Annotated in this window: 2 protein-coding genes (1 of these 2 running past the window's edge); one reads left to right on the forward strand and one right to left on the reverse strand. The window is 49.6% G+C overall.

Features of this window, described 5'->3' with window-relative positions:
- The first annotated feature begins 50 nt into the window (after positions 1 to 50).
- Positions 51 to 23,783 (forward strand): non-ribosomal peptide synthase/polyketide synthase, encoded by a 23,733-nt coding sequence (locus tag KAI37_RS00410; RefSeq protein ID WP_220030536.1) that lies wholly within the window; start codon positions 51 to 53, stop codon positions 23,781 to 23,783.
- 110 nt (positions 23,784 to 23,893) lie between these two features.
- Here KAI37_RS00410 and KAI37_RS00415 read toward each other — a convergent pair whose 3' ends face one another.
- Positions 23,894 to 24,694, reverse strand: partial view of an alpha/beta hydrolase gene (locus KAI37_RS00415; RefSeq protein ID WP_025721681.1) — the 3' portion only. 234 nt of this gene lie beyond the right edge of the window; only the last 801 of its 1,035 coding nucleotides appear in the window; its start codon lies beyond the right edge, outside the window; its stop codon occupies positions 23,894 to 23,896.

Below are 24,694 nucleotides of genomic sequence, written 5' to 3' on the forward strand. Positions count from 1 at the left end.
TGCCAGGTGCAGCGGGAGGATATTCACATCATGGAATAGGAGTGAATGAGATGAATGACATGCAATTATATGATTTAACAAATGCGCAGAAGCGTATATGGTATACCGAATTACTCTACCCAGATACGTCAGTGTCACAGCTTTCCGGTACAGCTAAGATGAAGGGGCACATCAATATTGCTGCCTTTATGCAGTCCATTAATTTGATTATCAAACAGTATGATGCCTTCCGCATCCGTATTACCTCAGTGGATGGAGTGCCTCAGCAGTACGTCGTTCCTTATGAAGAGAGACAGCTGGAGTGTCTGGATCTTAGCCACTATGAAAGTGTATCTGAGGTGGAAGCCTTACTTGAGCAACACAAAAGCAAACCTTTGCCCCTGCTGGATTCTGAGCTCTTCCAGTTTTTAATTGTGAAGATTAGCGAGGAAGAGTATTGGATTAATATCAAGATGCACCATATTATTTCTGACGGAATATCAATGGTGGTCTATGGCAATCAGCTTACAGCATTTTACATGGAGTTAATTCAAGGAAATGAACCGAAGCTGGGCGATGATTGCTCGTATATTCAATATATTGCTGATGAGAATGCATACGAACTTTCTGACAGATACCAAAAGGATAAGGCATACTGGTTGGATAAATTTTCTGATTTGCCTGAGCTTACGGGTTGGAAGTCATATAATCCGTTATCTTTAAGCACCCACGCCGTTCGGGAGCATTTTACCGTACCAGAAGTGCTATATCACGAGCTGCAAGCATTTTGCCAACAGAACAGAATTTCTTTGTTCCAGTTCTTCATGGGTGCGATGTATATCTACATACACAAAATGACGAATCAGCCGGATGTGGTGATTGGCACTTCGTTCGCTAACCGGGGGAACAAAAAAGAGAAGCAAAAGATAGGTATGTTCGTCAGTACCGCTGCTGCCAGAACATACGTCAAAAAGGATATGGATGTGTTGAGCTTTCTGCAGGATGTAGCCAGAGATCAGATGTCAGTCCTGCGGCATCAGAAGTATCCATACAATCAGTTAATTCAGGATCTTAGAGAAATGCATGGTAACAAGGATATTCAGCGGCTTTTTGGCGTTTCAATGGAATATCGTCTTATCAATTGGGTTGATTTGGATGATGTGCGCATTTTGACGGATTATGATTTCTGCGGGGACGAAGTGAACGATTTCGTGCTTCATATTGTGGAGATCCTGGATGAAGGCGAACTGGTACTGGATGTCGATTATCGGACGGAGCTGTTTGAACGCAGTGAAGTTAAGGACATGGTTTCCCAGTTGCTTACGATCGCCGAGCAGATCATTCATTCACCTCAGCTTTCTATCGCAGAGGTAAACTTATTGGGTGAACCAGAAGAGCAATCCATTTTGGCTCTTTCGGAAGGCGCTGCAGTCGACTATCCACGTGAGAAGACCATCCATGGCTTATTCGAGGAACAAGCCGAGCGCACGCCAGATCACGTAGCCGTTCAGATGGACGAGCAGAGCATTACATACCTAGCTCTAAACGAGCAGGCTAACCAGCTTGCGAGATATTTGCGCTCCGAGGGAGTAGGAGCAGATACGCTCGTAGGGATTATGGCTGATCGTTCCTTGGAGATGGTCATCGGGATGTTGGCCATTTTGAAAGCAGGTGGTGCCTATGTACCGATTGACCCTGATTATCCCGAAGAACGTATCCATTATATGCTGGAAGATTCAGGGGTCCGTCTGTTGCTCACCCAAAGTCATCTATGGGAGAGCACCACTTTTGACGGAAAGCTTGTGAGTTTGGACGAAGCTACAACGTATACAGGAGATGCTTCCAATCTGGAGAGTATTTCGGGACCAAGCCATCTAGCCTATGTTATCTACACATCGGGTACGACCGGCAAGCCGAAGGGTACGCTGATTGAACACAAAAATGTAGTTCGACTGCTCTTTAACGATAAAAATTTATTTGATTTCAACTCTCAGGACACGTGGACGCTATTCCATTCGTTCTGCTTCGATTTCTCCGTTTGGGAGATGTACGGAGCGCTTCTTTACGGAGGGAAATTGGTGATTGTTCCATCTCTCACAGCCAAGAGCCCAGCATCTTTCCTGGAGTTGTTGAAAGACAACCAAGTCACCATTTTAAATCAGACGCCGACGTATTTTTATCAGGTGCTACAGGAAGAGTTAACGCACTCTTCGACAGAGCTTGGCCTTAGAAAAATCATTTTTGGTGGAGAGGCCTTAAGTCCATCTCTTCTGAGAAACTGGCGGGTCAAGTATCCTGATGTGCAGCTGATTAATATGTACGGAATTACGGAAACAACGGTCCATGTCACCTATAAGGAAATCACGGAACATGAGATTGAAGCGGGGAAAAGCAATATTGGCAGAACGATCCCCACACTTAGCGCTTATATTCTCGATGAGCAAAGACGGCTGCAGCCTGTTGGGGTTCCGGGAGAGCTATACATTGCAGGGGACGGTCTTGCCCGTGGGTATTTGAATCGGCCGGATTTGACGTCTGAGAAATTCGTTGAGCATCCGTATCGGGCGGGAGAGCGGCTGTACCGAACTGGGGATCTTGCTCGTTGGTTGCCTGATGGCAATATTGAATATTTGGGGCGGATCGACCATCAGGTCAAAATTCGCGGCTACCGAATTGAGCTTGGCGAGGTAGAAGCCCAAATTCTCAAGGCTCCTAACGTGCGGGAAACGATTGTCCTGGCACGGGAAGACGAACAGGGCCAAAAATTGCTGTGCGCCTACTATGTAGCCTCCAGTGATCTTTCGCCGGGGGAATTACGGTCTCAGCTGGCGGCGGAACTCCCCGCTTACATGATCCCTTCTTATTTTGTCCGACTGGAGCAAATGCCGCTTACGCCAAATGGCAAACTGGATCGCCGTGCGTTGCCGGCTCCTGAAAGCAGCGTACAATCCGGCGAGGCTTATTTAGCTCCGAGAACTGCTGTGGAAGCTCAGATGGTACTCATCTGGCAAGATATATTGGGAGTTGCCCGCGTCGGTGTCAGAGATAATTTCTTTGAAATTGGTGGTCACTCTTTGCGGGCAACAGTGCTCGTTTCACGGATTCACAAAGAATTGGGATGTAGCATTTCGCTGCGTGAGGTGTTTCAGTCACCTACGGTCGAATCCTTGGCGCAACTTGTGAAAAAACACATTCCGACCATGTACCAAACTATCCCACAGGCAGCGAAAAGCGAAGCTTACCCAGTATCCTCAGCGCAAAAGCGCTTATACGTGCTGAGACAGATGGATGGGGGAGAGCTTAGCTACAATATGCCAGGGGTCTTCACAGTGGATGGACCGTTGGATCGCACGCGGCTGGAGTCCGCGTTCCAGGCACTGATCCAGCGTCATGAATCCCTGAGAACCGGCTTTTATATGCAGGATGGAGAGCTTGTTCAGCGTGTGCATAGGAATGTGCCGTTCGCGTTGAACTACACAGAGGCTTCGGTGGAGGAGACGGATACGCTCATTCACAGCTTTATTCGTGCCTTTGATCTGAGCCAGGCTCCATTACTGCGTGTTAGCTTGGTGAAGCTCCAGGAGGAGCGTCATCTGTTGCTGTTTGATATGCATCACATTATTTCAGATGGGGTTTCTATTCAAATATTGATACAGGAACTTACTCATTTGTATCAAGGAGAACAGCTACCAGAACTGCACATCCAATACAAGGACTATGCCGTATGGCAACGGGAACAGTCAGAGAATCAATGGCAAGATCTTGAGAAATATTGGCTGCAATCTTTTGAAGGAGAGTTGCCGGTACTGGATTTGCCTACAGACTTCCAACGACCTTCGGTTCGGAGCTTCGAGGGTAGCCGAATTGATTTTACATTGGATGAGTCTGGAAATAAGGCGATACAAGAGCTTGCATCCCGTACAGGTACTACACTGTATATGGTATTGCTGGCCGCTTATTCGGTACTGCTGCACAAATATACAGGACAAGAGGACATCGTCGTAGGTTCTCCAGTAGCCGGAAGACCGCAGGCTGAGCTTGAGGGCATCATCGGAATGTTTGTCAACACACTGGCCTTGCGCAGCTATCCGGCAGGAGATAAAACCTTTCAGGATTATCTTCTGGAAATCAAGGAAACGGCGCTCAAGGCGTTTGAGCACCAGGATTACCCTTTTGAAAAATTGGTCGAAAAGCTGGGCGTAGGACGTGATGTCAGCCGCAATCCGCTCTTTGACACCTTATTGGTATTACAAAATACCGAGCAGGAAGAGCAGGATATGGACGGAGTGCACTTTACTCCTTACTTGATGGACACCGTCACGGCCAAATTTGACCTGTCCCTCAATGTAGAGGAGAAGGGATCAAAATTAGCCTTTGGCCTCGAGTATAGTACGGCTTTATATCGGCGTGAAAGTGTAGAGCGACTTGCAACGCACTTGCTCCGGGTTCTGCACGCAGTCTCGGCCAATCCTCAGTTGCAACTGGCCGAGATAGAAATGATCACACCGGAGGAGAAAGTACAGATTGTTGAAGTATTTAACGCGACATCGGTTCCTTATCCAAGGGACAAGACCATTCATGAGCTGTTCGCAGAACAAGTCAAGCGTACACCAGAGCAGACGGCGCTTGTATTCGGCGATGTCCAGCTAACGTACCTTGAATTGGAAAACAAGGCGAGCCGACTGGCCCAAACACTGCGTCGTTTGGGAACGTTGAGGGAGCAGCCTGTGGCCGTGATGGGCGGACGAAGCATTGAGATGGTCATTGGTATGCTCGCGGTGCTTCAGGCAGGTGGAGCCTATGTGCCGATTGATCCTGATTACCCGGAAGATCGGGTTCGTTATATGCTTGATGATTCCGACGCCAAGCTATTATTGGTGCAAAAGGGCGAGCTTATAAGTGTAGACTACGGTATACCGATTGTCGATCTTAGCAGTGAAGAGGCTTATGCTGCTGAACCTGCCCAGCCGGAGACGGCTCAGGGATCGCAGGGGCTTGCTTATGTCATCTATACATCGGGTACGACGGGTAGACCGAAGGGCGTTATGGTTGAACACCGGAACGTAGTCCGTCTGGTCAAAGAGACCAACTATGTGGAGCTGAATGAATCCACACGAATTTTGCAAACAGGAGCCGTGGCCTTTGATGCTTCTACATTCGAAATATGGGGAGCGTTGCTCAACGGTGGGCAGCTCTATTTCGTGGAGAACGACGATATCCTGATTGCCGATAGGCTCAAAGCGGCTATTGCCAAGTACGGGATTACGACATTGTGGCTTACTTCACCGCTTTTCAATCAGCTTTCCCTGCAGGATGAGTACCTGTTCAGAGGGCTAAAAGCATTGTTAGTCGGTGGTGACGTACTGTCCCTATCTCATATGAATCGTGTAATCGAGGCTAATCCTGATCTTGTCCCTATCAATTGCTATGGTCCGACAGAGAATACGACCTTCTCCACCACCTACAAGATTCCAAGCCGTGCCGAAGGGGGTGTGCCGATTGGTCGCCCAATTAGTAATTCGACCGCTTATGTGGTCAATGGATCGCTGCAATTACAGCCTATTGGTGCTTGGGGTGAACTCATTGTCGGCGGTGAAGGTGTAGCACGCGGATATCTCAATCGTCCTGATCTCACAGCAGAGAAATTTGTTCCTAGTCCTGTGAAGGACGGAGAACCCTGCTACCGAACTGGGGATTTGGTACGCTGGCTTCCAGATGGTAATTTGGAGTTTAAAGGAAGAATTGATGAGCAGGTCAAAATACGTGGTTACCGCATCGAACTCCCTGAAATCGAGGCCCAACTGGCCAAGGTGGAGTCAGTAATCGACGCCGTAGTGGTCGTTCGAGCGGATGAGCTTGGAGAGAAGCAGCTTTGCGCTTATTATGTGGCGGATCGTACGCTCACGGCAGGCGAAGTACGTCTTTCCCTATCGCAGGTACTTCCGGGCTATATGATTCCATCCTACTTTATCCAAATGGATCGTATGCCATTAACATCAAACGGAAAAGTGGACCGCAGGTCTCTGCCGGCTCCTCAAGTAGGCGCGCATACAGGACGGAAGTATACAGCTCCTCGTACACCGGCTGAAGAAGCTTTGGCATCTGTCTGGCAAGGGGTACTGGGTGCCGAACAGGTGGGTATCCATGACAATTTCTTTGAATTGGGCGGAGACTCCATCAAGGCCATTCAGGTGTCGTCACGGTTACTGCAGGCCGGCTATCGGTTAGAGATGAAGCAGCTGTTCAAATCGCCAACCATTGCCGAGCTAGGCGCGGAAATACAAACGGCTGTGCATATGGCTGAACAGGGAGTTGTGCGTGGAGCGACTCGCCTGACTCCAGTTCAACAGTGGTTCTTTGGACGGAAGCAGGCAGAGCCTCATCACTTCAATCAAGCGGTTATGCTGTATCGTGAACAAGGGTTTGAGGAAAAGGCCTTGCATCAGGTGCTAAGAAAACTCGCTGAGCATCATGACGCCCTTCGCATGGTTTTCCGTCAGACAGAGCATGGATACGAAGCTTGGAATCGTGATCTTGAAGAAGGAGAGCTTTATAGCCTGTTCACCGCTGATTTACGGAATGAATCCGATCCGACTGCAGCCATTACATCGCTGTCGGATGACATTCAGCGCAGTATCAATCTGGCAGAAGGTCCGCTGCTGAAGTTAGGACTTTTCCATTGTCAGGATGGAGACCATCTTCTGATCGTGATCCACCATTTGGTGGTGGACGGAGTATCCTGGCGGATTTTGTTCGAGGATATTGCAGCAGGCTATGAGCAGGTGATTCAAGGACAGACGCTGACATTCCCGCAGAAGACGGATTCCTTCCGTGACTGGGGAGACGCCCTTGCTCGTTATTCGGAAGGTCCTGAAATGGAGACTCATCGGGCGTATTGGAGAGAGCTGGAGAATCAGCCACTTGAACAGTTGTCGAAGGATGAGGCTGTGAAAAGCCTTCTTTTACAGGATAGCAAAGTAATAACAGCACAATGGACTATAGAAGAAACCGACCAATTGTTGAGAAAAGCCCATCGTGCTTATCAAACTGAGACGAATGATCTGCTATTGACTGCTCTGGGCATGGCGGTATCCAAATGGTCTGGCATCGGAAAGGTTGCTGTGAATCTGGAAGGACACGGTCGTGAGCCGATTATACCGAATATCGACATCACCCGTACTGTAGGCTGGTTTACAAGTCAATATCCGGTGATTTTAGACTTGGGGGATAACCCGGAAGTGGCCTCCTTGATCAAGTCAGTGAAAGAAGGGCTGCGCCGAATTCCAAACAAAGGTATTGGCTACGGGTTGCTTAAAACGATGGCAAGTCAGTTGGATGAAGACAGCCTCGGCTTGCAGCCTGAGATTTCTTTTAACTATTTGGGGCAATTTGATCAGGATTTGCAAGGAAGCTCGTTGCAGATTTCTCCTTATCCGACCGGAAGCGCCCAAAGCTTGTTGGAGGAACCGGCCTATACGCTAGATATCAATGGCATGGTGACGGACGGAGCCCTGACTCTGACGATTACTTATAACGGAAATCAGTATAAGTCATCTACGATGGAACAGCTCGCTGGATATATTGAAGAAAGCCTGCGGGAGCTTCTCCAGCATTGCGTAACCCAAGAAAAAACCGTATTGACACCAAGCGACGTGCTTGCGAAGGGTCTAAGCATTGCCGATCTGGAGGAGCTTTCTAAGCAGACCAGCCACATAGGCGATATTGAGAATGTATATAGTCTGACGCCGATGCAGAAGGGCATGCTGTTCCATGATATGTTTGAGCCGCATACAGGTGCTTATTTTGAGCAGGCTGCCTTTGACTTTAAGGGTAGCTTTGATCCGACTGTCTTCGGACACAGTCTGGATGCAGTGGTGGAGCGTCATGCCATCCTGCGCACGAACTTTTACAGCGGCTGGGGCAGCGAGCCTTTGCAGGTTGTATTTCGGCACAGAGGCGCTAAATTGGTGTACGAAGATCTGCGGGAGATGAATGCATCGCAGCGCGAAGCTTACCTGAAGACATTTGGTGCTAAGGACAAAGCACTGGGCTTCAACCTGGCTGAAGACGAGCTTCTCCGTGTATCAATTTTACAAACAGATGAAAAGAGCTTCCGCCTCTTATGGAGCTTTCACCACATCGTCATGGATGGCTGGTGTGTTCCGTTAATTACGCAGGAGGTATTTGAACACTATTTTGCCCTCCTGGAAGGAAGAGAGCCGCAGCTGGCAGAGGTTCATCCGTACAGTCGATATATCGAATGGCTGGAACAGCAGGATGAAGCAGTTGCGTCCAACTATTGGAGCCGATATCTGGCCGGTTACGAGCAGCAGACGCTGTTACCTCAAGTCGGTGGAGCAAGTAAGGGAGAAGGCTATGTAGCAGAAAAGCTGAATTATCCTCTCAGCAGGGAACTGACTGAGCGCCTTGAAAAGGTGGCCAGGGATGCTCATGTCACGATGAATATATTGCTGCAGTCCCTCTGGGGCATTGCGCTTCAACGCTATAACGGTAGCCGGGATGTTGTGTACGGAAGCGTAGTATCAGGCAGACCAGCAGAAATTCCGGGCATTGACCGGATGATCGGTTTGTTCATCAATACGATTCCCGTTCGTGTGAAGACAGAGGAGAATCTCCCCTTCACCGTTCTGATGAAGCAGCAGCAGGAACAATATATGGCTTCTCATATGTATGACACCTACCCGTTGTTTGAGATTCAGGCTCAGACGGATCAGAAGCAGGATCTAATCTCCCATATTATGGTGTTTGAGAACTATCCTGTGGAGGAGGAGGTAGAGCGTCTGGGTGGTGGCGAGGCTGCCTTTGAGATTGAGGAGGCGGAGCTTCTTGAGCAAACGAATTATGATTTTAATTTAATTGTCCTCCCTGGCGAAGAGATGAGATTGCTGTTCCAGTACAATGCACTTGTTTATGACCAAGTGACAATTGGGCAAATCAAGGGCCATCTGGTTCACCTTATGGAGCAAATTGTAGAGAACCCTGCTATTTCCGTGGATGCTCTAGAATTAGTCACGCCGCAGGAGAGAGAACAGATTCTGAACGTATGGGGAAATACGAAAGGCATTTACGAGCACTGTAGTAACACGTTCCACGGGCTGTTGGAGGAACAGGCGGGACGAACGCCGGATGCGACTGCCATTTGGTTCGAGGACGAGAGTCTGACCTATGCCGAGCTCAATGCAAAAGCCAATGGGCTGGCAAGAAGGCTCCGTACGCAGGGAATCAAGACGGGAGATCTGGTGGGGCTGATTGCTGAACGGTCGCTCGAAATGATCGTTGGGATCTACGGCATTATGAAAGCCGGGGGTGCCTATGTTCCAATCGATCCAGAGTATCCGAAAGAACGAATCAGTTACATGCTTGAAGATTCCGGGGCGAAGCTGATCCTTACACAGGCCCATTTCTTGGAGCATCTCGGATGGACGGAAAATGTTTTGCTGCTGGATGAATCATCGACCTATGATGCTGACACCTCGAATTTGGAGGATACTGCTGGCCCGGATGATCTGGCTTACGTGATCTATACTTCAGGTACGACGGGTCAGCCTAAGGGCGTATTAGTCGAGCATCGGGGACTACCAAATCTTTCTGACGTATATGGGGCACACTTCGAAGTTACACCGCAGGATCGGATCGTTCAGTTTGCAAGCCTGTCGTTTGATGCATCGGTTTCGGAAATTTTAACGGCGCTGAGCAACGGGGGTGTTCTGTGCATCCCTTCTACACAAGATATTTTAGATCATGCCCTGTTCGAGCAATTCATGAACGATAAGGGAATTACGGTAGCGACTTTGCCGCCCGGTTACGCTATCCACCTTGATCCAGAGCGTTTGCCAACACTGCGGTGCCTGCTAACCGCTGGATCGGCCGCATCGGTCGAGTTGATCGAAGAGTGGAGGAAGCATGTACGTTACTCTAATGGCTATGGCCCAACGGAGGACTCCGTATGCACCACAATCTGGTCTGTCCCGCCGGACAGTGAGGAAGCAACGGATACTGTATCTATTGGACGACCTATTGCTAACCATAGTGTGTACATCTTGGATGACCATTTTAGATTGCAACCTGTCGGTGTAGCTGGAGAACTATGCATTTCGAGTATCGGATTAGCACGGGGGTATCATAACCAGCCTGAATTAATGGATGAGAAATTCGTAGACAATCCGTTTGCTCCAGGAGAGCGTATGTATCGGACAGGTGACCTGGTTCGCTGGTTACCGAATGGAACCATCGAGTACTTAGGCCGAATAGATCATCAAGTCAAAATCCGTGGCTACCGTATCGAGCTAGGCGAGGTAGAAGCACAAATGCTCAGAGTGCCGTCCGTTCAGGAAGTCGTGGCCATGGCTGTAGAGGGCGATGACGGCTACAAAGATCTAGTCGCTTATTTCTTAGCTGCTCAGAAACTTGAGGTATCCGAGCTTCGGGCCGTCCTGTCGGAGATGTTACCTGGATATATGATCCCTTCCCGCTTCATACAACTGGAGGATATGCCTCTGACGTCGAACGGAAAAATCGATCGAAAAGCGCTGCAAGGCGAGCGTGGATGGGCAGCGGCTTCATCGGAGGCTCCAAGGACACCTGTGGAAATCCAATTAGCCGAAATCTGGCAAGAGGTGCTGGGTGTAGAGAGCGCGGGATTAAAGGATAATTTCTTCCATTTTGGAGGTCATTCACTGCGTGCAGCCCTGCTAGTCTCACGAATTCGCAAGGAAATGAATCGCGAGATTAGTCTGAGAGAAGTGTTCGATTCTCCTACCATTGAAGGATTGGCTCGTGCCATTGAGGGCTATACACCGCTGAGTTTTGAAGAAATTCCTACAGCGGGAGCGAGAGAGCATTACCCATTGTCCTCGGCTCAAAAGCGACTGTTTATTCTAAGTCAGCTGGAAGGTGGAGAGCTGAGCTACAATATGCCGGGTATCCTTACGGTTGAGGGAGCTTTGGATCGGGAACGGCTGGAGCAGGCATTCCGTCGTCTGATTCATCGTCATGGTTCGCTGCGTACTCGTTTTGTGACCGTGAACGGTGAACCTGTACAGCAGCTCCTGACGGATGTTCCGTTTACTGTGGAATATGCGGAGTTGAGTGAGGAAGAGGCAGGAGCTACCCTACAGCAGTTTGTCCGTCCTTTCGATCTAGGTGTAGCTCCATTGCTGCGGGTTGGCCTCATTCGAATTGCACATGAGCGCCATTTACTATTGTTTGACATGCATCATATTGTTTCAGATGGGGTTTCTATGAATATTCTCATAGAAGAGTTTCTCCGCTTCTACCAAGAGGAGGACGTATTTCCTGAGCTACAGATCCAGTACACAGACTATGCTGTATGGCAGCAAGAGCAGCTCGGAAGCGAGCGTCTTAAGGCCCAGGAAGCTTACTGGCTAGATGCCTTCCGCGGAAGCTTGCCAGTGCTGGATTTACCAGGAGATGAAGTTCGTCCTGCGGTGCGAAGCTTTGCGGGCGATCGAATCGACTTCCAAATTGATTCTTCTCTGAGTGCTTCACTTCAGGAGCTGGCTACCCGAACGGGTTCCACTCTGTTCATGGTACTGCTGGCAGCCTATACAGCGCTCTTGCACAAGTACACAGGTCAGGAAGATGTCATTGTCGGTTCACCTGTGGCAGGAAGATCCCATGCGACACTCGAAGGCCTCATCGGTATGTTCGTCGGCACAGTCGCACTTCGTACTTATCCAGAAGGAGAAAAGCCTTTCGAGGCTTATCTGCAGGAAGTGAAGGAAACAGCGCTGCGGGCCTATGAAAACCAGGATTACCCGTTCGAGGAGCTGGTAGAAAAGCTGGAGCTTCAGCGTGATTTGAGCCGTAACCCGCTATTTGATACCATGTTTGTCCTGCAAAATATCGAGCAGGGAGAACAAGAAATAGAAGGATTGCGCTTCACTCCTTACGATAATGTACATCCGGCTGCCAAGTTCGATCTCACGCTGACCGTGAGTGAAGTAGACGGGGCATTGAACTGCACGCTTGAGTACGCGACTGCGATCTACAAGCAAGAGACTGCTGAGCGGATGGCAGGCCACTTTGTACAGCTTATTCGGGAAGCCATTGCCAATCCGGGAATGCCGTTGTCATCCCTTGATATCGTGACACCTCAGGAAAAATCAAGGCTGATGAAAGCGCCGGACGAAGCCAAGGCAGATTATCCTCGTGACAAGACGATCCATGCGCTGTTCGAGGAACAGGCTGCACGTACTCCGAATGCAGTGGCAGTCGTATGTGAAGATGCAGCCCTGTCCTACAGCGAGCTGAACGAGCGGGCTAATGGACTTGCCCGAACGCTGAGGGAACGTGGTTTGCAACCAGACGGTTTGGCCGGAATCATGGCGGATCGGTCCCTTGAAATGGTGGTCGGGATTTTAGCCATCTTGAAGGCAGGCGGAGCCTATGTCCCTGTAGACCCTGAATATCCAGAGGACCGCATTCGCTTTATGCTTGAGGACTCGGGAGCCAAGCTACTGCTGACACAAGCGCATCTGGAGCAACGTGTCTCCTTCGCTGGGGACATCGTAAGTCTGGATAAAACGGCTTCCTATAAGGAAGATGTCTCAAACCTGCAGCCTGCAGCCGGATCAGAGCATCTTGCCTACGTCATCTACACATCGGGCACGACAGGCAAGCCAAAGGGAACGCTGATCGAGCATAAAAATGTAGTTCGCTTGCTCTTTAATGATAAAAATATGTTTGACTTTGGTCCTCAGGATACGTGGACACTGTTCCATTCATTCTGTTTTGACTTCTCTGTATGGGAAATGTACGGAGCATTGCTGAACGGAGGACGGTTGGTCATCGTTCCATCGCTTACCGCGAAGAGTCCAGATCGTTTCTTGCAATTGCTTAAGGATCAGAAGGTTACCGTTTTGAACCAGACACCGACGTACTTCTATCAGTTGCTACAGGAAGAGCTCGGTCATCAGGCGGCAGAACTGAGCCTCCGCATGATTATCTTCGGTGGAGAGGCACTAGCCCCGGCCCTGCTGAAGGACTGGAGAATGAAGTATCCGCAAGTGCAGCTCATCAATATGTACGGCATTACTGAAACGACCGTGCATGTAACATACAAGGAAATTACAGAGCTGGAGATTGAACAGGGCCGCAGCAATATCGGCACCACGATTCCGACGCTGCGAGCGTACATTTTGGATGAACAACTTCGTCCACAGCCGATTGGCATTCCAGGTGAACTCTATGTGGCGGGCGTAGGTCTGGCGCGAGGTTATCTGAACCGACCGGAATTGACGGAAGAGAAGTTTGTAGCTCATCCGTTTGAAGCGGGCGAGCGCATGTACCGCTCAGGTGACTTGGCACGTTGGTTGTCGGATGGCAGCATGGAGTATTTGGGACGGATTGACCATCAGGTTAAAATCCGTGGTTACCGTATCGAACTGGGCGAAGTGGAAGCGAAGTTGCTCCATGCTCCGTCTGTAAGGGAGGCCGTTGTGCTCGCCCGGGAGGATGGAAGTGGACAAAAAGTGCTTGTCGGCTACTTCACTGCCGATCAGATGCTGACGGTAGGCGAGTTGAGAAAAGCTTTGGCTGCCGAACTGCCGACTTATATGATTCCATCTTACTTTATGCAATTGGAACAGATGCCTTTGACACCCAATGGCAAGCTGGATCGCAAAGCGCTTCCGGCTCCAGAGGCCAATGTGCAGACTGGAGCGGTTTATGAACCGCCAAGGACGAAGGCTGAGGAAGCTTTGGCTTCCGTATGGCAAGGTGTGCTGGGAGCGCAGCAGGTCGGCATCCATGATCATTTCTTCGATCTGGGTGGTGACTCCATCAAGGCGATCCAAGTGTCCTCGAGATTGTTCCAAGCTGGATATAAATTAGAGATGAAGGATCTCTTTAAATATCCGACAATTGCCGAGCTAAGCCCGTATCTTCAGGCAGCCGGACGAACAGCGGAACAGGGCGAAATTAAAGGTGCAGCAGAGTTAATGCCAATTCAGCGTTGGTTCTTTGAACGTCATACAGCGGAGCCGCACCATTATAATCATGCCGTCATGCTCTATCGGAAAGACGGCTTTGATGAGGCTGCACTCCGGTTGACAATGGACCAAATTGCGATCCATCATGACGCGCTGCGCATGGTTTTCCGGCCTACAGAAGCTGGATACGCAGCTTGGAATCGGGGAACGGACGAAGGCGAGCTCTACACATTGGACATTGCCGATATGAGGCAGGAAAAAGACCAGACAGCTGCGGTTCAGGCCCAAGCCGATGCTATTCAGGCAAGCTTTGACTTGGAAGGTGGCCCACTGTTCAAGCTAGGCCTGTTCCATTGTGACGATGGCGATCATTTGTTGATTGTCATTCATCACCTCTTGGTTGACGGCGTATCCTGGCGCATCCTGTTTGAGGACATTGCAGCGGGGTACGAGCAGGCATTGAATGGACAAGCAATCGTCCTTCCACAAAAGACCGATTCGTATCTTGTATGGTCTGAGCAAGCGACGAAGTATGCAGCAGGGCCTGCTCTGGACAAGGAGCGTGCATACTGGCAGCTGATTGAGGAGGCGATTCTGGCCCCACTACCGAAGGATGAGGATCAGAAGCCGGGCACCATTCGGGATACTGAATCGGTTACGGTAACGTGGTCTACGCAAGAAACTGACCTGCTGTTGCGACAAGCGAACCGGGCGTATCATACGGAGACGAACGACTTGCTCTTGACTGCTCTGGGGGCAGCCATTCAGCGCTGGACAGGCATGGAGCAGATTTTGGTCAATCTTGAAGGGCATGGACGGGAAATGATCGTACCAGACCTGGATATTACCCGTACCGTGGGTTGGTTCACAACCCAGTATCCGGTTCTGCTGAACCTGCAAGGCAAACAGGAAGTATCTGCGCGAATCAAGCGCATCAAGGAGAATTTGCGAGAGGTTCCGCACAAAGGAATCGGCTACGGTCTTCTGAAGTATATGGCACCGGAGAAAAGTGTCGGATTCGGCGTAGAGCCGGAGATTTCCTTCAATTATCTTGGGCAGTTTGATCAGGATTTGGAGGGTAATGCTCTTAGCCTATCCACACATTCAGTTGGAAAGGCGCTCAGTGAACTCACACCTCAGCAATATGCTCTGGATGTGAATGGCATGATTGCCGAAGGCCAGCTATCCCTGACGATTACGTACAGCAGCAGGCAGTATCGTAAGGAGACGGTGAGCCATTTTGCTGAATTATTACAGTCAAGCCTTAGTGAGGTCATCCGTCATTGTGTGGCTCAGGAGCGTTCACAGCTTACACCAAGTGATGTTCTGTTCCAAGGATTAACATTGGAGCAGCTTGATCGACTCACGGCGCAGACGGCTCACATCGGAGAGATTGAGGATGTGTACAAGCTGACGCCAATGCAGAAGGGAATGCTGTTTCACAGCCTGCTGGAGCCGGGCTCCTCTTCATACTTCGAACAGGCAACGTTTGAGCTGCGTGGCAGCTTCGATGTAGATACCTTCTTCGAGAGCTTCCAGGCTTTGGTGCAACGACATGCCATACTACGTACCGGCTTTTACAACAACATTGCTGATGTACCGCTGCAAGTTGTCTTTAAGCAACGGTTAATCCCTCTGCACTACGTAGATTTGCGCGACGCATCTATGCAGGAACAAGAAGCAAGGATCAAGGCTTACACGGCTGAAGATATGGTTAAGGGATTCAGCTTGTCAGAAGATCCGCTGATGCGAGTGACCGTCTTGCAGAAGGATCAAAGCTGCCTTGTATTGTGGAGCTTCCACCATATTGTCATGGATGGCTGGTGTATCCCGATCATTACACAGGAGCTGTTCGATTATTATTCTGCCAAGAAACAGCAAATACAGCCTGTCCTGCCGCCAGCTCAGCCCTATAGTCGTTATATCGAGTGGCTTGATGCACAGGATGATCAAGAAGCTTCAACGTACTGGAGCCAATACCTCGAAGACTATGATGGGAACACCGTATTGCCGGAAGGCAAGACGAAATCTCAAGCCAAAGAGGCGGGCTATGTTCTGAATGAGCATGTTCTCCATCTGGGTGCATCCTTGACCGGTAAAATGGATGTTGTCGCGAAGCGCAATCACGTGACTGTCAACACACTCATGCAGACAGCTTGGGGACTGATTCTTCAACGTTATAATGCCAGCTCGGATGTCGTTTTCGGCGGCGTTGTGTCGGGTAGACCTGCTGAGATTGCAGGGATCGAAAATATGGTGGGTCTGTTCATTAATACAGTACCTATCCGTGTACAGTCATCCAAAGACGAAGCCTTTGTCGAGGTGATGAAGCGTACACAGGCACAGTCATTGGCTGGTCGTGCCTACGACACCTATCCACTGTATGAGATTCAGGGGAAAACAACCCAAAAGCAGGACCTGATTTCTCATATTATGATCTTTGAAAATTACCCGCTCGACGAGCAGGTGGAGCAATCGGGGAATCAAACGGAGGACAATCTCGAAGTCGCCAACTTCACCATGTTTGAACAAACTAACTATGACTTTAACCTGGTTGTAATTCCAGGCGAAGACATCAAGGTTTGCATTCGCTATAATGCTTCGGTTTACGAGCAAGAAAGCATTGCACGAATCGGAGGACACTTGTTGCAGATGCTCGATCAGGTGGCTGCTCGTCCGCAGGCAACGATACAGGAACTGGAGATTGTAACATCTGAGGAACGGATGAATCTGCTTGACTGGGGCGGCAAGGCCCATACCTATCCAAGTGATCAGGGTCTGCATACCTTGTTTGAAGAACAGGTTGTCCGTACGCCTGATAAGATTGCGGCTGTAAACGGGGACACTCAGATCACGTATCGGGAGCTGAACGAGCAGGCGAACAGACTAGCTTCCACCTTGATAGACCAAGGACTACGGAGTGAACAAGTGGTAGGTCTGTTGGCAGATCGGTCTGTAGAGCTGCTTGTCGCCATCATGGGTGTGCTCAAAGCGGGCGGAGCCTATGTACCTATTGATCCTGAATATCCGCAGGAGCGGATTCAGTATATTCTGAAGGATTCTGGCGCTGAAATTCTGCTCACACAGAGCCACCTGACGGAGTTGGCCTCTTTTGAGGGAACGGTTATGGAGTTGGATTCGCCGCACATCTATGGAACCGAGGTGGATAATCCCAATATTCCTGTGGGAGGAAACGATCTGGTGTACTTAATCTATACCTCGGGTACAACAGGGAATCCGAAGGGAACCATGATTAACCACAAAGGGATCGTGAACTACATCTGGTGGGCCAATAAGGTCTATTGTGCCGGTGAGCCAACCGATTTCCCGCTGTACTCATCCATTTCGTTTGACTTGACGATGACATCAATGTTTACTCCGTTAATAAACGGAGGAATAGTACGGATTTATGATGGTATAGATAAAGCGGAGGTTGTTCAGCATATTTTGCGGGAAAATGCGGTCGATATTCTCAAGCTGACGCCAACGCATCTCAGTCTGATAAAAGACATGACCATTCCAGCGGAAAGTCGTATTCAGCAACTCATTGTGGGCGGAGAAAATCTGACCACACATTTATCGAAAACCATCACAGATCTCTTTGGCGGCAACATCAAAATCTACAATGAATATGGACCAACCGAAACAGTCGTTGGGTGCATGATTCACCTGTACAATCCTGCGAAGGATACGCGTGAATCTGTACCGATTGGATTGTCGGCAGATAATATATACATCCATATTCTGGATGATCAGCTTCGTCTCGTACCGTTAGGCGTGGAGGGCGAAATGTACATCGCCGGGGACGGGGTAGCCCGTGGATATCTGAACCGTCCTGATCTTACCGCAGATAAATTCATTAGAAATCCATTCGCTTCGGAAGGAAATATGTACCGCACCGGGGATTTGGCTCGTCGCCTTCCTAATGGAGACATTGAGTACATTGGACGCATTGACCATCAAGTTAAAATACGGGGCTATCGTATTGAGCTTGGTGAGATTGAGGCCAAGCTGCTGGACATTCCACTTGTCGAGGAAGCTCTCGTTGTTGCGTGGGCAGATGCTAATGGGCAGAAATCGCTGTGTGCTTACTTCGTAGCGGATCGCGAAATGTCTGTCAGCGAGCTGAGAAACGAACTGTCTGCCGGACTGCCTGCATACATGATTCCGTCTTACTTCGTCCAACTGGACGTGATGCCTCTGACACCGAATGGCAAGCTGGATCGCAAGGCACTGCCTGAACCGAACTCGGGTATAAAGGCGGGAGCAGACTTTACCGCTCCGCGGACGGATGTGGAGAACATTTTGGCTTCAATCTGGCAAGGTGTACTCGGCGTGCCGCTTGTCGGCATACATGATAATTTCTTTGAGCTTGGAGGTGACTCGATCAAATCCATTCAAGTATCCTCAAGGCTTCTCCAAGCAGGCTATAAGCTTGAAATGAAGGATTTGTTCGGTTATCCGACAATTGCAGAGTTGGCACAGCGCGTTAGTGTGGTCAGTCGAATTGCGGATCAAAGCGAGGTACACGGAGTGGTAAGACTGGGGCCTGCCCAGCACAGATTCTTCCATGAACAGTCTATGGATCTGCATCACTTTAATCAGTCGGTCATGTTGTACCGACGGGATGGCTTCAATACCGATGCGCTCGCCGAGGTTGTTCGGAAAATTGCAGAGCATCATGATGCTTTACGACTGGTGCTCCGCCAAGGAGAGCAGGGGTTCGAGGCCTGGAACCGGAGTGTGGGTGAGGGAGAACTCTATAGTCTCCAAATCCATGACCTGCGGGCTGAAACAGATCCGGCTTCAGCGATAGAAGCAGGTGCGGAAGCCATTCAGCGCAGCATCTCTCTGGAGGATGGACCTCTCTTTAAACTGGGTCTGTTCCGCTGTGCGGAAGGCGAACATCTGTTAATCGTTATTCATCATCTGGCTGTGGATGGCGTATCCTGGCGTATTCTCTTTGAGGACCTGCAGGAAGGCTACGAGCAGGCAGTACGTGGAGAAGCGGTCAAGCTTCCACAGAAGACGGATTCGTACCGTGCATGGGTTGAGGGAATCGCACAATTTGCAAACAGCCCGGCGGCTAAACAAGAACTCAGCTATTGGGCAGAGGTAGAGGGAGATGGCTTTGTCCCTCTTCCCAAAGACAAGGTAGACGGCGCTCTTCTCATCAAAGACAGTGAGGCTGTCACGGTGAGCTGGTCACCAGAAGAGACAGAGCAATTCCTGAAAGAAGCGAACCGCACTTACAATACGGAGGTCAACGATCTACTCCTGACGGCTCTGGGTATGGCTGTTCACGAGTGGACGGGAATCGAACGTGTAGGCATCCTTCTGGAGGGACATGGGCGGGAGCCTGTTGTGCCGGAACTGGATATTACTCGTACAATAGGCTGGTTTACAAGTCAATACCCTGTCGCCCTTGAGATGGGAGGGGAATTGGAGATCGGCGCCAGAATCAAGCACGTCAAGGAAGGCTTGCGTCGTATCCCGAACAAAGGTGTCGGATATGGTATTTTGAAATATTTAAGCGACGGTTCCGATGTCTCCTCCTTCTCGGCTGAACCGGAGATTACCTTCAACTACTTGGGACAGTTCGACCAGGATCTTGCAGGAGGGACGATGGAAGTATCGCCTTACTCAGTAGGACCTGAGGTCAGTGAGCAGATGGTGCAGCATCAGGCGTTGAACATTAATGGACTGATTGCCGAAGGACAGCTTCAACTTTCGGTTAGCTATAACCGTCATCAGTTCCACGGGGAGTCCGTGGCTAAGTTTGTTGGCATTCTGAAGAACCGTCTCAGTGAAGTCATTGGACATTGCGTAAGTAAGGAAAGAACAGAACTTACACCAAGCGATGTACTCCTCAAAGATATCAGCTTGGAAAAAATCGAGGAGTTAGAAGACCAGACACGACATATCGGCAGTATTGAAAATATGTATAAACTGACACCGATGCAAAAAGGAATGTTGTTCCACAGCTTGCTGGAGCCTCATTCAGAGGTCTACTTTGAGCAGGCCACATTTGAAATTCAGGGAGTGTTCTATCCTGAGGATTTCAAACGCAGCTTACAGCATCTGATGAAACGGCATGCCATATTGAGAACAAATTTCCATGCTGGATGGGGCGATTTCCCTATACAGATTGTGTTCAAAGAAAGAGCATGCGATTTCGCATACGAGGATTTGCATGAGCTGGAATCCGGTGAAATAGAAGCGCGTCTTGCAGCTTATATGGAACAAGACAAAGCGAGAGGTTTTGATCTTACGAATGAAGCCTTGCTGCGTGTTGCTATTCTACGGACTGCAAAAGAGCATTACCATCTGTTGTGGAGTTCTCATCACATCATTTTGGATGGATGGTGTATGCCGCTTGTGCTCCAGGAAGTGTTTGAGACGTACGGGGTTCTGCGTGAGCAAAGGGAACCTGAGCTTCCTGCAGCTGTATCGTACAGCCAGTATATTCAATGGTTGGAGAAGCAAGGCGAGGAAGAGGCATCCTCTTACTGGAGAGGGTACCTGGAAGGATACGAGCAGCAGACGAAGCTGCCGCAGGCCATCACACAGCCATCGGCAAAAGCGGAAGCCTACATGTCGGAGAAGCTGGTATTCACGTTGGATGCGGAATTGACCGATCGCCTGGAACAGGTGGCCAAGCAGCACCAGGTGACGATGAATACGTTGATGCAAGCAGCCTGGGGAATCGTGTTGCAGCGCTACAATAGAAGCCAGGATATCGTCTTCGGAAGTGTGGTATCGGGAAGACCTGCCGAGATTCCGGGTATCGAAAGCATGATCGGTCTCTTCATTAATACAGTTCCGGTTCGGGTTCAGGCAGAGGGAAGCGATTCGTTCTCCCATGTGATGAAAAGACAGCAGGAATTATATTTGGCAGGACATGCTTATGATTCCTATCCGCTCTATGAGATTCAAGCACAGAGCGAACAAAAGCAAGATTTGATTTCTCATATTATGGTGTTCGAAAATTACCCAGTAGAAGAGCATTTGGAAGAGAAAATTGCCAGTGAAGAGGCTGAATACAAAATTACGGATGTTCAGATGTTTGAACAGACGAATTATGATTTTAACCTCATTGTGCTGCCGGGTCGTAATCTGGAGTTCTTGTACCGTTACAATGCCCGCGTCTATGATCGGGAGAGCGTGGAACGGATTCAAGGACACTTGACGAGAATTCTGACAAGCGTTGCTGTTCAACCTGCTATCCGTATCGATGAGCTGGAGCTGATTACGCCAGAAGAGAAATCGCAGATTATAGAGGTGTGGGGCGATACAGCAGCTCCTTATCCGCGTGAGCAGACCCTTCACGGTATATTTGAGGAAAAAGCAGCGCTCACACCGGATCGTACAGCACTTATTTACGGTGAAACGGAGCTTACCTATGGAGAACTTCATCAGCAGGCGAACCGCCTTGCACGTACGCTGCGTGCCCAAGGGGTCAGACCGGACCAACCAGTCGGCATCATGGTCGAGCGCTCGCTTGAGATGATCATTGGTATTCATGCCATTCTAAAAGCTGGCGGGGCCTATGTACCGATTGATCCGGAGTTCCCGGAAGATCGTATTCGCCACATGCTGGAGGATTCGGGAGCGAAGCTTCTGCTGACGAAGAACCATCTCAAAGATCGTTTTCCGTTCACCGGCACGATCCTGACACTTGATGATCCGCAGGCGTATCATGTGGATAGCTCGAATCTCGATCCAATTGCGGGGCCGGAGCATCTGGCGTATATCATTTACACGTCAGGTTCAACCGGCAAGCCGAAGGGCGTAATGATTGAACATCGCGCTGCCGTCCATACGCTGAGTCAGTTGGAAGCTGAATATCCGATGTTGGCAGGCGACCGTTTCCTGCTCAAAACGACATTCACCTTTGACTTCTCCGTGCCGGAGCTGTTCTGCTGGTTCTTTGGACAAGGGACTCTCGTGATCCTGCCACAAGGCGTGGACAAAGACCCGATGGCACTGCTAGAGGCCGTGGATACGAACCGTATCACGCATCTCAATTTGGTGCCGTCGATGCTCAGTGTGCTCGTTCAATACTTGAAAGAAAGCGGCACCCAAGGATTCCTTACTCTGAAATACCTGTTTGCCTGCGGCGAGACGCTGCCTGCCAAACTTGTGGAAGAGTATTATAAAGTATCTCCTTACGCAGTACTGGAAAACATCTACGGTCCTACGGAAGCGGCTGTATATGCGACTCGATATACAACGAGTCCTGAGACCGCAGCTCTAACGCATGTGCCTATCGGCAAACCGTACGCTAACGTCCAAGTATGGATGATAGACGGCGCCTCTCAGGTATCACCAGTAGGTGTACCAGGAGAACTGTGTATTGCAGGCGAAGGGGTAGCAAGGGGGTACTTCAATCAGCCGGAACTGACGGCAGAGAAGTTCATTCCTCATCCGTACAAACCGGGAGAAAGGATTTACCGAACAGGCGATTTGGCTCGGTGGTTGCCAGACGGGAATATTGAGTATTTGGGACGGATCGATCACCAGGTAAAAATCCGCGGTTACCGCATTGAGCTGGGAGAAGTGGAAGCACAAATTCTGAGGGTGCCGTCGGTGCAGGAAGCGGTTGTTCTAGCACTGGCTGACTCCAGCGGAAGTACTCAGCTTTGCGCATACTTTGTGGCCGAGGAAGGGCTCGCAGCCGGCGTTCTACGCGAGGCACTGGGCAGCGAGCTGCCAAGCTATATGATTCCATCTGCTTTCGTACAGCTCGCACAAATGCCGCTGAATCCGAATGGCAAATTGGATCGCAAAGCGCTACCGGCACCAGAAACCCTTCTGCGGAGCACAGCGGAGTATATCGCGCCACGTACGCAGACAGAAGTAGAGCTCGCTCAGATTTGGTCCGAGGTGCTCGGCGTACAGGAAATCGGGATCAGAGATCATTTCTTCGACCTTGGGGGCCATTCCCTGAAAGTATTGGGCTTGATCCAAAGGATTTCGTCTAATATGGGCGTCCATCTCCCACTCCAGACCGTGTTTAATCTGCCGACTGTGGAAGAAATGGCGCATGAAATTTTCAAGCTGCAGGCAACAACTGCTGCCGATGAACAAGAAATGGAAATTATCCACTTCCCAGGGAAAGGAACGCTTAAAGTATTTTGCTTCCCTCCTCGGGTAGGTCACTCTCTGGGGTACTATGAGATGGCCAAGGAGCTGGATGGGCTTTGCGAGGTGTACGGGATGGAATTTATCGGCGACCGTTTCCAGGGTCAAGATATGCTGGACCGATACATCGATGCCATCGTGGACATTCAAGCGGAGGGCCCATATGTATTCCTGGGATACTCACTTGGGGGAAATCTCGCCTTCGAGGTAGCTAAAGCCATGGAAATCCGAGGTCACCATGTTGGCGACATTATTATGGTAGATGCTATGAGAAAGATGTCCAAGGATGAATCGACACCAGAGGAGCTTGAAGAGATTGTCGAGACGGTGCTGGACAGCATTAGAGAGCAGTACAAAGCATTCCTCGCAGATCCAGCGGACAGGGAGCGAGTCATGGATAAAATGCTGGTTTACTCTACCTACCGCGATGAGCTTATTAACGCAGGTGAAGTTCATGCGAATATCCATGCTCTGATTGCAGAAGATGATAGTATTGGTCCGGATACATCATTAGATAAATTGTTATGGCAACAGGCGACACTTGGCCAATACAAAGAATACGAAGTCATCGGAACGCATGATGTGTTGCTTGATTCCGGTTTTGTCGGGGAAAATGCTAAAGTACTGAGACAGATACTTGGCAAGGTCACAGAGACCTTACCTAAAAACAAGCCCATTTTATCCTAAGCTCAATCAAGCATAATAAGTGTTAGGCAGCAAAGACGCCCGGATTCCTTTATATAGAAGGAACTCGGGCGTCTTTTGTTTTTTTATGTTGTCCTTAACATATAAAGTCCCTAATGATTTGTGTATGCTTTAGAGATGGTTGACTGAAAGTGTCTTGTGTCGGTGATGAGTTCACGGATGACTTGGATGACAAGCTCCGGTTGATCATGGATGATCATATGCTCGCTTTTCTTGGCAACAATAAATTTGCTGTTTGTAGAGATGTTAAGCATCTCGCGCTGTCCCATTTGCCAGCTTTGTTCGATCTGATCATTTCCGCGTTTACTAATACCGAACTGAGTCAAATCTTGTTGAATGCCCCGGGCAATTACACGTACAGGGAGGTTACCCAGATGCTGTCCCCGTATGGCATCTTCGGTAGTGCTCGCTAGATCACCCTCCTCAGCAACAGATCGAAAGTATTTAGAGGAAGCGACAATATTCACAAAAGATTTTCTATCTTGATATTCGACCCGACCCGTTAGCATTAAATTGGGGAACAGGCGAAAAGCCCCTGACTTTTCTAGGAGAATGGATATTAGCGGGGAGGGATTGACCTTAGGCCGTTCCTTGGCATAGATCTCATTTGTCCGGCGAGCGTCATTCTCAGGCCTGGCATCCACTAGAACCAATCCTGCCACTTCGTCTTTGTATGTCTGCGCGTACAGTCTTGAGTACATCCCTCCAAGGGAATGGCCTACCAGAATATAAGGAGCTTGGATGTCTGCGTTTTTTAAGGCGACATGAAGCTCTCGAACGATGTTTTCCCCGGTTCGTGGAGTAGTAGCCTCCTCGCTCCAGGCATAGCCTGCCCGGTCATAGGATACAACAGTGGCGAATGATGACAGTTTTTCGGGAATATCTCTCCATGA

It is taken from the genome of Paenibacillus sp. S25 (assembly GCF_019454085.1).
GTDB classification, from domain to species: domain Bacteria; phylum Bacillota; class Bacilli; order Paenibacillales; family Paenibacillaceae; genus Paenibacillus; species Paenibacillus polymyxa_B.

Bases quoted from the DNA above. Each gene is read 5' to 3' on its own strand.
- KAI37_RS00410 (WP_220030536.1), top strand. From the start codon at position 51: ATGAATGACATGCAATTATATGATTTAACAAATGCGCAGAAGCGTATA.